Annotated in this window: 5 protein-coding genes; 4 read left to right on the plus strand and 1 reads right to left on the minus strand. The window is 33.4% G+C overall.

What is annotated here, in order from left to right; genetic code table 11:
- Positions 1 to 753: 753 nt before the first annotated feature.
- From Q0P94_RS09800 to Q0P94_RS09810, 3 genes are all read left to right on the plus strand, one after another.
- A complete protein-coding gene (locus Q0P94_RS09800) occupies positions 754 to 1,056 on the plus strand; it encodes a cation:dicarboxylate symporter family transporter (RefSeq protein WP_295116123.1) in 303 nt (100 codons plus the stop codon).
- Positions 1,057 to 1,103: 47 nt separating this feature from the next.
- Positions 1,104 to 1,967, plus strand: coding sequence for a dicarboxylate/amino acid:cation symporter (locus tag Q0P94_RS09805; protein WP_295116117.1), 864 nt, complete (start codon positions 1,104 to 1,106; stop codon positions 1,965 to 1,967).
- Positions 1,968 to 2,418: 451 nt separating this feature from the next.
- Positions 2,419 to 9,603: a condensation domain-containing protein gene (locus tag Q0P94_RS09810; protein WP_295116119.1), complete on the plus strand. Its 7,185-nt coding sequence runs from the start codon at positions 2,419 to 2,421 to the stop codon at positions 9,601 to 9,603.
- Positions 9,604 to 9,690: 87 nt separating this feature from the next.
- On the opposite strand, the gene Q0P94_RS09815 is transcribed toward Q0P94_RS09810, so the two are convergent.
- Positions 9,691 to 11,178 carry an MFS transporter gene (locus Q0P94_RS09815; RefSeq protein ID WP_295116121.1) on the minus strand — a complete coding sequence of 496 codons (1,488 nt, stop codon included), beginning with the start codon at positions 11,176 to 11,178 and terminating at the stop codon, positions 9,691 to 9,693.
- 237 nt (positions 11,179 to 11,415) lie between these two features.
- On the opposite strand from Q0P94_RS09815, the gene Q0P94_RS10530 reads away from it, so the two are divergent.
- Positions 11,416 to 11,592: a helix-turn-helix domain-containing protein gene (locus Q0P94_RS10530; RefSeq protein WP_367270241.1), complete on the plus strand. Its 177-nt coding sequence runs from the start codon at positions 11,416 to 11,418 to the stop codon at positions 11,590 to 11,592.
- Positions 11,593 to 12,010: the final 418 nt, after the last annotated feature.

A 12,010-nucleotide genomic window follows, 5' to 3' on the forward strand; every position in this document is an offset into this window, starting at 1 on the left:
CATGAATGAGAAATTTCATCCCTAACAAAGATGTAACATCGTTTTATATAATCCAGATTATCTTCAGATTGATTCATCAATTCCCGAACCTTATCCTGAAAAAGAGGATTCATGTAATCAATGCTTGGTGTTTCCATCAAATATTCTTCCATGCACTTCTCACCCATATTATAATAGATTAAAAGTAAAATTAAATAAAAATATTGTTTTATTAATTTAAAAAACTTTGTAAAATGGATTTTGCCCGTATACTATACAAAATATAATGTACTTTTAGCTCTTACAATAATCCCATTAATCATGACTTCATATATATTTATCGATTAGCTACAAAAAGTAAGACAGTATAATTTTTTATACTTACCAATTTAGCGCGTCTCTCTTCACAAATGAATATATGATTATACCAAATAATCTGCTTTCATTTTCCGTTTTAAGTCATCTGCAGGTTCGAAAATTTCTCTTATTCTGCTTTTTGTGCATTGAATTTTGACGGGGCAACATAAAATAGAATGAGAGAAGTGTTTTAGTTTTGTTATCCTAAATAATTCTCATATATTTATAATTAACTACTTTTTAAATAATTACAACTAAAATAAGTACTTAATCAACCGAAATTTATAAAAAAATAAAATTAGAAAAAATATTGGATAATACCATTTATATAATATCAACAATAAAAAAAAATAAACAGTTGAGTTTATGTTTTATCGATTGAAAAAAATTAGTTTAGGTAATTGGATTTTAATAGGAATGGTTTTGGGAGTAATCGTCGGTTTATTTCTAAATTTATATGTTAATAACCATTTTATTAAAGATATTATTCTTATGGATAACATTTTTTATTTAGGGGGCAATATTTTTATCAGATTGATGAAAATGATTACTGTTCCACTTGTTTTTTGTTCTTTAGTTGTTGGTATAACATCAATTTCCGATATTCGTAAAATTTTTATGACTGGTGGAAGAACTATTCTTCTCTATCTTGCCACATCCATTATTGGAATATTCATCGCACTCATAATAAGTTCGGTTTTTAAACCCGTGCTGGCATAAACCTCACAGCAATAAGTCAAACATCAAATGTGACTCTTAATCAAACAATGACTGATTTGGTTTTAAATATTATTCCAGAAAATCCTTTAAATGCTTTAGCCAATAGCGAGATGTTATCTGTCATAATATTAGGAGCGATAATGGGTTTTATTTTAATTAAATTAAGTCAAAAAACTCCAACGCTTAATAATGTTTTTAAAGAATCAAAGAATGTTATGATAGCGATGACAGGCGTTATCCTTAAAATTGCTCCTTTTGGCGTATTCTGTTTGATGGCCAGAACTTTTGGAACTTTAGGGTTTGAAAGCGTATTTCCTCTAGCCAAATTCATTGACTGCGTAATATTAGGGCTGGTAATTCAGTTATTTATAGTTTATCCTTTTATACTTGTTATTTTTACAAAAGTGAATCATTTGAGGTTTTATAGGAAGTTCATGTCTGTGATGTTTTTTGCATTTTCAACATTATCATCAAATGCAACGATTCCATTAAATATGAATAAATTGGAAGATATTGGTATTTCCCGTGATATTTCATCATTTACAGTTCCTTTAGGAGCTACCATTAACAAAAACGGAACCATTATCATGCAAAGTGTGACGGCGATGTTTGCAGCCCAATATTGTGGAATTGATTTAGGCACTTCAGCCATTATAACATTAATTATCACAGTGATAATAGCTTCAACCAGTACCCCGACAGTTCCTATGGCAAGTGTCTTTACCTTATCCATGATACTTAGTATGGTAGGTTTACCTATTGCCATAATTGACTTGATAACTGGCATATACAATATAATTGGCATGTTTAATGCTCTTAGCAATATTACCGGCAAGGGTATTTGCACATCCATTGTTGCACACCAGTATAAATCTTTTGATATGGATACGTTTAATGAAAGAGAAACCTGACAATTGTTTGTCGAAAGGCAATGGGAGTCATTATTTCAAGATTATATGAACCTTCTGAAGAATTATTTGAAATGCCTACTGTTTCAACCTGAACCAATTTATTAATTGCCCAAATTGAGGTGCAGAAATTAAAGAAAATGCTTTACGATAGTTGAACTTTTATTTTAATGTTTTCAAATAAGATATTGAAAGCAAGGAAATTACTAAAAACATAGTTATTTTTTAGAACACATCAAAAACACCCCTCCCCAATCTAATATTAAAGAAAAAATCATTGCCTTAAAAAAGTTAAATACTGATTTAAAAAAAATTGCAAAATCAATAGGATTCCCTCCAAAGTCAAATCAATTTTGTTTTAGGATTGAAAATTGTGAACTAAATGAAAAAATTTTTTAATAATAATCAGTAAAAACTACTATTATAGTGTGTTTTTATGCAATCTTCAGCCCTTATGTTTAATAAAAATGATGACAACATCTCAAAAATGGAATATGTTTGCATTTCCATAATCAAATCAAAAATTAATGATTTAGCTTTAAAATACGATTTAGACCATAATTTGTTGTTTTTAACAGCTACATGCATCACATTGACAAAATATAGTGAAGATAGCCAAATTTTCATCAAAACAAAGTCCAAAATCAATGGAAAATCCATTGAGACCCCATTGAAATTCAATGATGAAAACAGAAAAAGGAATGTCATTGAGTATATTGCCAATCTCAGTGATGATTTTTCCAATCCAAAGGAGTATAATGAATTGTTAAGGAAATTGACCATCCAATCTCATTTTAATTATATTTATAATGATTTGGAAGACAATGATTCAAACCCCTCACTGATTATCGGCGAATCATCCCAGAAATATCTCTTGAAATTAAAGTTCGATGCCAACAAATACACTTTTCCATATGTCCACTCATTTTTAAGGAGCATCAAAAAGGTTTTAAATCAATTTGTCAGTTGTGGAATCGAAAATCTAACGGTTGAAGATATCTTACTCATTTGTGAAAAGCCATCCATAAAATATGAACTTAAAAGAAACCCTCCGGTTAATGTATTATGGGTTAAGAATCAGCAGACTAAGGAAGCGGATTACTGGAAAAACAGGGAACTTTCAGAATATGGAACCGTACTTATGACAGATTTTGAAAGGCCACTAGAAATGACTTTTAACGGAAGCAAGATTGCATACATTCTGGATAAAGAAATTATAGAAAAACGAGCAATGGACAACAACACCACAGTTTACAAATTATTACTTCTGCAATTCTGCATTTTGCTTCACAAATACACAGACGAATCGAACATTCAAATTGGAATCATAACAAACGGAAGAACATCTCCAGTTCTGAAAAAGACTTTAGGAATGTTTGCCAATACACTGCCATTTGCACAGACCATGTGTGGCAGGGATACCTTAAAAGAGACTTTAATGAAAACCGAAGAAGAATTGGCCAACTTATTCGCCAATCAGAACTATTCAATCGAACAGATAGTTGAAGACCATAACATACCAACCAACAATTCATTCAATCCTCTGTTCAACATAGCATTTATACAGAACACTGCCGATGACTTTGACAATAATTTAGAGTGGGATGGATCCAAATTTGATTTGACATGCACAATAAAGAATAGTCCATCCGATTTGACTGTTGAATTCGATTATAATACTGATTTGTATTCCTTTGATAAGATTAATGGACTACTGGGCCATTATATTAATTTGATTGACAACATCGGCAAAAATATGGGTATGAAAATTGATGACATTGACATTCTATCATCTGGCGAGCGGGAAAGGATAATCGAAATGACTGGCGTTAAGGAGGACGTGAAATATGACCCAATCCTGATAGCATTAAAAGAGCAAATTGCTAAAAACCCTACAATGAAAATTTTGTCCAATCATGAATCTTCTTTAAGCTATAATGATTTTGATTTGAAAACCAACAGCTTGTCAAATTATCTGAAGGACAAATTCAGTGTTAAAAAGCAAGATAATATCGTATTGATAGCTAACCGTAGTATAGAATCTGTTTTGGGCTTCTATAGCATTTTGAAACTGAATGCGGTTTATGTCCCAATCAACCCATCAGCTCCAGAGGGAATGATAAGGCGCATCATTGATGAGGTTGACGCAAAAGTTGTATTGACGAATCTGGATTTGGACATGGATGATGTCGACATTGTTGATTTGAACCAAAAGTCATTATATGATTATGATTATGGCGAATTCGAATTGTCCTCTCAAGGCAAGCTGTGCATACTTCATACTTCAGGAACTACAGGGGTCCCAAAAGGTGTGCAAATCACTCATGAAAATGTTGAAAACTTCCTGATAAGTGCTAAAAAGCAATTTTATGATAAAGACAGCAGGATTTTTTACCACACGACAAATATAGGATTTGACACATCGCTTTTTGAGATTATCTTTTCAATGTTGAATGGCATTCAGCTGCATGTAATCAATGAGAATTATGATTTTTCAGGAATTCCTAGAGACGTATTGAATCAAAAATCAATTGTCAATACGGTTCCGGCCAAATTGAAAATGTTTTTAAAGCTTCCAAATTTTAAAAGGATTATGGAAAATGTGGGACAGCTGATACTTGCAGGAGAAGTCCTAAATGAAGGTCTGGTAGCCGAAATTCGGAAAAATTACAATCCGATTATCTACAATGCATATGGACCTTGCGAAGCAACAATATTCGCAAGCATTAAAAGAGTCCTATATGATAAAATCACCATTGGAAAAGCCAATATAAATACTCAAATTTATATTTTAAATGATAAAAGACAATTATGCCCAATAGGCATTCCTGGAGAATTGTGCATTGGTGGAAAACAGGTGGCTGATGGTTATTTAAACAATGAAAATGAAACAAACAGACATTTCATCGCAAATCCATTTGATGAAGGCACATTGTACTGCACTGGAGATTTAGCATATCTTGATAGTAATGGCGAAATAAATTTCATCGGAAGGATGGATACGCAAATCAAAATCAATGGTCAAAGAATTGAAGTGGATGAAATCAACAGGCAAATTGAGAGAAATGAGAATATAAACCAGGCCGTCACAGTAGCGGATTCCAGAAATACTCAATTGTATTCATACATCGTTAGTGATGATGTCATTGATACGGATAAACTATTGAATGATTTGGGAAATGTGCTACTTCCGTTTATGGTTCCCACTTCAATAATGCAGATTGATTCCATGCCTCTAAACAACAACGGAAAGATAGATATTAAAAGATTGCCTCAACCTAAAGCAGCAAAATACAAATATGCTTCACCGACAAATGCGGTTGAAGATGCAATTGTTAAAGTATGGGAAAATGTTCTGGATGTAAAGAAGGTCGGAATCAATGATAACTTCTATCGTTTGGGTGGAGATTCAATTAAGGCCATACGCATAGTCTCCTTGCTTCAAAATGAAGGAATCATTTGTAATCCAAGTGATATTTTAAAGTATAAGACCCCCTATCTCATTGCTCAGAATGCGAGAGATAAATTTGAAGAATCCCATGAATATGTCGAAGGCATTTTTGATTTGCTTCCAATTCAGGATTATTTCTTTGATCAAATAAACAGGAATAATTTCACACAGGAATTTGTTTTGGAATCTGCAGTTGATTTGGATATCGCTATACTGCAAGCTGCTTTGGATGAATTAACAAAACTGCACGACATGCTGAGGGCGAGATTCAAAGTTAAAGATGATTGGTATGTGCAGGAAATATTACCGTTGAATACTCGAATCTGTGAAATCAATGAATATGAGATAACTGGCAATATTGATGAAGGCATTGCAGAAATCATCCAGAAAGCTAAAGATTCACTTGATGTTTTCAATAATCTGATGGATGTCAGTTTGGCTCGCTGCGAAGATAAATGTTATCTTGTTTTTGTCATTCATCATCTGATTGTGGATGGGGTAAGCTGGAGTATTTTATTGGATGATTTGACATATATCTACACTCATTTGGCTTTAGATGCAAAAATGAAACTTGATAAACCTAGCTCATATGAATCATGGCTTGAAGATGTTAGAAATTCAGCAAAAAATATTTTCAAGGAGAAAAATGCTTCATTTGATGAATCCACAATAATCTGTCCATTATCTGAAGTTCAATTGGGAATTTATTTGGATGAGAAAGTCAACAATAAGAATACTGCATATTCCACATTTGCCTCTATTGATTGCGGTTCGGATAGTTCGATTGAAGAAATTGAAGAGGCAATTTTATCAATAATTGATAAACACCCTATTTTAAAGTCAAGACTTTTAGATAATGACACTACTCCATTTTTAATTTGCGACAGCAATCCTGATATTAATATAACTTCTGATGATGACATTTCTAATCTTTTAAAGGCATTTGATTTGGAAAAATCCCTCTCACGTTTTTATATTATTGATAAAAATGAAGAAAAAAAGGTATTCTTTGAGGCACATCATATCATAAATGACGCTGTAGGATGCACATTTGTTGAAAATGATTTGATTAATGCTTTAGAAGATAATCTGGATGAAAGTATTGATTTAGGTTTTGTTCATGCAAGTTATGATTCTTTCAAATCCAAATCTGAATCCAGCTATGAGCGAGCCCATGAATTCTATGCCAGACACTTGGCAGATATCGATGAAGTAAAGCAATTGCCGAATGAATCTGAGGGTTGTGAGGGCATTGTTTCCATTCCTATTCTAGGCATTAAGAACAGTGTTGAAGAGTTCGCTAGTGCTAATGGGATAACTGCAGGAATTTTCTTAAATGCCGCTTTTGCTTATACTTATTCTCGTTTTTTATGCAGTGACAAAGTTTACTTTAATTTCACTGAGCATGGGCGACATGAGGATTATGCTCGAAATGCAGTAGGGATGTTCACTCGAACTGTTCCAATTCTGGTTGATTGCAAAAATGATTTCATCAAAGAATATTTAAGCTATTTTTCAGATTTGGCATTATCTTCCATGTTAAATGATGTTTATCCATTCAGAATGCTTGCTTCCGAATTCAATCTGAATAATGATGTGATGTTTGAGTATAACTTGAATCTCATTGATGTTTTCAGTTTAAATGAGGACATTATTGCAAGCGAAAACATCATAGATTCAATTTCCGATTTGCTATGTGTCGTTAATGATTTGGATGATGGCTATGTTGTAGGGATTCAGCATTCCGATAAGTTTTCTAGAAAAACCATAATCAGTTTTGCTAAAGCGTATGCCAAAATTTTAACCCAAATGTTGGAAAAGGAGATGCTCTCTGATATTGACTATTGCATCAGTGAAGATTTGAAAATATTCTCTACCCCAAGTCAAAGTGAGAATTCCCTAGACGTTTATGGCAATGAATATCAAGTTGATAGTTTTGTTGATTATGTTGCTCCAACAAATGCCGTGGAAAAGATGGTGGCTGATGCATTCAAGGCTGTGTTTAATCAGGAGTTCGTTGGATTAAATGATGACTTCATTAATCTCGGTGGAGATTCCATCACGGCGATACGTGTAATCTCATTGCTCAACAAAAACGGCATAACATATCCTGCAAGAGACATATTGAATTATAGAACACCTTATAGGATTGCTCAGAATATTGAAAATACTCAAGAAATTTCATCAGAGATTATCGAAGGTAATGGATTATCAATAAAAGAAGCTTATCATGACCCGAATGATGGGAATATTGAACTCACCAGACCATATTCATATAAGGATTGGATTGAAGATGTAAAAGGATTGGTTGATAACATTTCTGAAGAAGAGAAATTGCATTGGATTGAAGTTAATGGACTATTGGACGATTCACAGATTAGAGGAAATGCCAAGGGATTTAATTTCAATGTTGATGTAGGATATGATGTCGATAACCTATTGATGCTTTCAGAGGAGGAATATTGGGCATTAGCTATTGCACGTGCATATAAAAAGACTTACGGGAAAGATATCATATTTAATCGAGAATCTTATGGGCGTGATGATAATCTTGCAAATCTTTTCAGAACCGTAGGGTGGTTTACCAGCCAGTATCCAGTACATGTCGATATCGGCAATGATTATGATGATGTTTCCATTGTAAGAGATGTTTATAAAATTAAAACCGCCTTTGGAGATATACGGAATTTGGGTTTGAATTATGGATCATTAATCTACATCACCAATGAATTGGAGTATAGGCACTGTCCAGTTACATTCAATTTCCTAAGCACAGAATTTGCTTTTGAAAATGAGCTATTCAAATCGGCCAATCATAATCTGGTTCAAGATGATTTGAAAGATGTGGACACATATGGTATTGTTTTCAACATCAATCGTGCTGATGATTCCTATTACATTAGTGGCACGTATCCAAAAGACACATATATAGCCGATAATCTCACGGAATTCATTGAAAACATCAAATCCGAATTAGAATTCATTGGAAATTTCAATTTTAATGATAACAATGTTGTCTGTGCCCTTTCTGAATCCCAGCTTGAAATTTATTTCAATGAAAAAGACTATGATATGGGCAACGCATATTCTACATGTAATCTTGTTAAATGTCCTTTGGATAAATCCGTTGATGACATTAAGGATTCAATTCATTCCTTGATTGAAAAGCATCCTATCTTAAAAGGACGTATTTTGGATGACATGGACATGCCCCTTTTAATCTGTGATAGCTATCCTTTAGTTGAGGTTTGCAATACCGATGATTTCACTGACCTTATAAAGCCTTTTGATTTGGAAAGGTATTTGGCCCGTTTCTTCATTATCGGCAATGAGAAATCCAATCGAATTGTCTATGATATCCATCATGTGATTAATGACGCTATAGGATACACTATAATTGGCAATAATTTCACTGATGCTTTTGAAGGTAATTTGAACAAAGATGTTGATTTGGGCTTCCTTTATGCCAGCCGTGATTCTTTTGAATCCAAATTCGAAGAGACTTATGATTCTTCACATGAGTTTTATGCCAAACAACTGGCAGGCATTGGCGAAGTCAATTCAATACAAAAAGATTCAAACGGTTCTCAAGGAATAGTTTCTCTCCCAATTCGCAGAATTCGAAGTGATGTTGAAGAGTTCACTAGAAACAATAACATCACCATTGGTACTTTCCTAAATGCAGTATTTGCATATACTTACTCCCGATTTATAGGAAGCCCTAAGGTCTACTATAACTTTGTGGAGCATGGTCGTCATGAAAATTATATTCAGGATTCTCTGGGAATGTTTGCCCGAACAACCCCAATTCTTGTAGACTGCAAAAACGATGACATTATAACATACCTGGATTACTTTTCCGATTTGGTCTTAAAATCAATGCTTAGCAATGTCTATCCATTCAGATTGCTTGAAAAGGAATTCGACTTGAATAATACTGTACTGTTTGAGTATAATTTTGATTTGAATGATGTATCCGATGTTGGAAACGACATAATCATAAGGGATGCATTTAAGGATTCATTTTCCGAATTCTTCTGCGTAATCAATGATTTGGATGACGGATATGTCATTCACATAAACCATGCAGACATGTTTTCAAGCGATACTGCCGCCAGTTTTGTCAGGATGTATGCTCGAATTTTAACACAAATGCTGGATAAGGAGAATTTGGAAGATATCACATAGATTATTTCACGTAATGAACTATTTTTTCAAGGATAATTGTTAATAAATCAATGATATCACAAATTATTTGTATTCAATAATGTGGAACTATGCAGAATTCGAATCTTCAAGATGCATTTTTTCAATCAATTTTTTTCTATAAATGATTAGAACTAATGCAGTAAATAGATTCATAATTACAAATATCATGAAAAAGTCCATCAGTCCATGAACCGGCATGTGAAAAATAAAAGACTCAGTTCCTTCCGGTGGGAAACGTGAGGATATAAATCCTGACAAGAACATTGCAACAGACTTTGTAGCCAGGAAAAATCCGAAAAACAAGGAATAATATTTTTCAGGGGCCAAATCACCAACCATAGCATAACCCGCTATCGAGAAAAGAAGTTCAGATACTGCTATAAAAAATTCAAAAACAACAATCCAAATCAAGCTGATTTTATCCACAGAATCAATATCTATATAATAGCCAATTACGGTTAGCAGCGTAAAGCAGAGCACCATGACCAACAGGGCCAATATGGTTCTTTTTATGAATCCCAGTTTGATTTTCTTTTTCTCCAGCTTATCAGTGACTTTAATAAAAATAGGGCCTAAAATTAAAATGAATAGGGGATTAAGCAGGGAAAACATTTGTACAGGTATTGTAAAAAAGCTCAAATCCCTTTGGACATAAGTATTTATAAAAAAGACAAGGGATATGCTGGATTGAGAAAATGCAATTCTATAAAAGATTATTATCATTAAAAATATGAAAAAGACCGTTATCCTATCCTTTTCCTTGAGTGTCAGTGAATCACGAAAAAGCCTTATTCTTTGATTAAAGTTTAGATTTTTGATTTTGAATATGCTTTCATGTGATATGTTCCTGAGAAGTTTATTTGACTCCTCAATTATGGGCTCCTTAGGGCGGTCATCATTCATAGGGTTTCCGTCATTGTCAACCAGATACTTATCTTTGCCTAATCTAAAGATGATTAGTCCGATAATTAGAATAATTGTGAATATGAAGAAAATCCATTCATATAATTCATAATTTTCATTTCCCACCACCACACTTGTTATGATTACTCCTACCAATATTCCAAAATTCAAAATGGGATAATAAATGGAGAATCCTTTAAGTCTTGATGATTCGTTATTGATAGAATTAATCATATGTGTAATTGAAAGGGATGAAAAACTCATTCCCAATGCGAGGAACAGCAATCCTATAAAGTACGCAATGTTTTGCAAATTAAGGACTATTGTATCTCGAACAGGATTGTTGGGGTCATATAATGAGGCTGAAAACCATAGAATCACTTGGCTTATTATCATTGAAACAAAGCCAATGGTCAGTGAAGTGGATTTATTCAGGTATTTGTCAGAAATGTATCCGATTAGTATTGGAATCAGATATGCAAAGCCGTAATAATATCCATAAACCCGTGATGTCAATGGAATTGAGAAATCCAAAACATAAAGTAGAAATAAAGTAAAAATTGATAAAACCCCATATTCCACTAGGTATGAAGTTGTTGAAATTGAAGAGATGAAGTATGTTCCCTTCATGCTTTCTCGGTCTTTGCTCATGTTGTATATTTATACCAATTGATATTATTTAAATTTTTTAAAGATTTGTAGAAATCATATTTTTATCTAAATGGTGCAAGAATACCTTGACTTCTTCAAGTCGAGGATGAATTGCATAAAAAGAGCATTAGTTATCAAATGCTCTTGGTAATTCTTTATATATTGTCTATTGATATATTATATTTTGTGTTCAAAATTAATTGGAATATAAAATAGATATTTTTGATGTGTTTTTTCATGTTAGATGAGTGTATTATTGTTAATGAAGGTTTGAAGGTTAAGTTGTATCCTGATAAGGTTATGGTGGATAAATTTAATCAGAGTCTGGGCAATGCTAGATTTGTCTGGGTGCGACAAGATAGAGCCAGTAATTTGTTGTACGCCTTTGCGGCGTATGTTAGTGCAGTATATTAAACTGATAATGTTGTTGTGCGCATTATTTCTCCCCGAAACTGCGTCATTGGTAACGATGAGGTGGGTTGCATGAGGGGTAAAGTCTAATCGTCATTATAGCTTCCAATAATGCGAAGGCGAAGAAAAGATTGGTATTGGTTAACGACAGTGAACTCTTGAGAAAAGCATCGTGAATCGCGGTGGAGGGTAGGAAGATTCGAAGAGCCTCCATATTGCTAGACAAATAGACATATGTGGGTCCAGATACACGTATATAGGACACAACCTGTAGTGCTAGCCGGTGTATTTAGAGAACCTAACCCAATCAGATCTAACAACTGGTTAACTTGGTAAGCCCAAGGAGACCCACTTTAACATAATGTGGTGGAATGACCGTGAGGGAAATTTTATGTTCTCTTTGGGTAAAGGATGCTAAAGA

The sequence above is a fragment of the uncultured Methanobrevibacter sp. genome, from assembly GCF_946184425.1.
In the GTDB taxonomy this organism is placed as follows: domain Archaea; phylum Methanobacteriota; class Methanobacteria; order Methanobacteriales; family Methanobacteriaceae; genus Methanocatella.

Excerpts from the sequence above, each read along its gene's own strand:
- Q0P94_RS09800 (WP_295116123.1), top strand. The coding sequence starts at position 754 with ATGGTTTTGGGAGTAATCGTCGGTTTATTTCTAAATTTATATGTTAAT.
- Q0P94_RS09805 (WP_295116117.1), top strand. The coding sequence starts at position 1,104 with ATGACTGATTTGGTTTTAAATATTATTCCAGAAAATCCTTTAAATGCT.
- Q0P94_RS09810 (WP_295116119.1), top strand. The coding sequence starts at position 2,419 with ATGTTTAATAAAAATGATGACAACATCTCAAAAATGGAATATGTTTGC.
- Q0P94_RS09815 (WP_295116121.1), bottom strand. The coding sequence starts at position 11,178 with ATGAGCAAAGACCGAGAAAGCATGAAGGGAACATACTTCATCTCTTCA.
- Q0P94_RS10530 (WP_367270241.1), top strand. The coding sequence starts at position 11,416 with ATGTTAGATGAGTGTATTATTGTTAATGAAGGTTTGAAGGTTAAGTTG.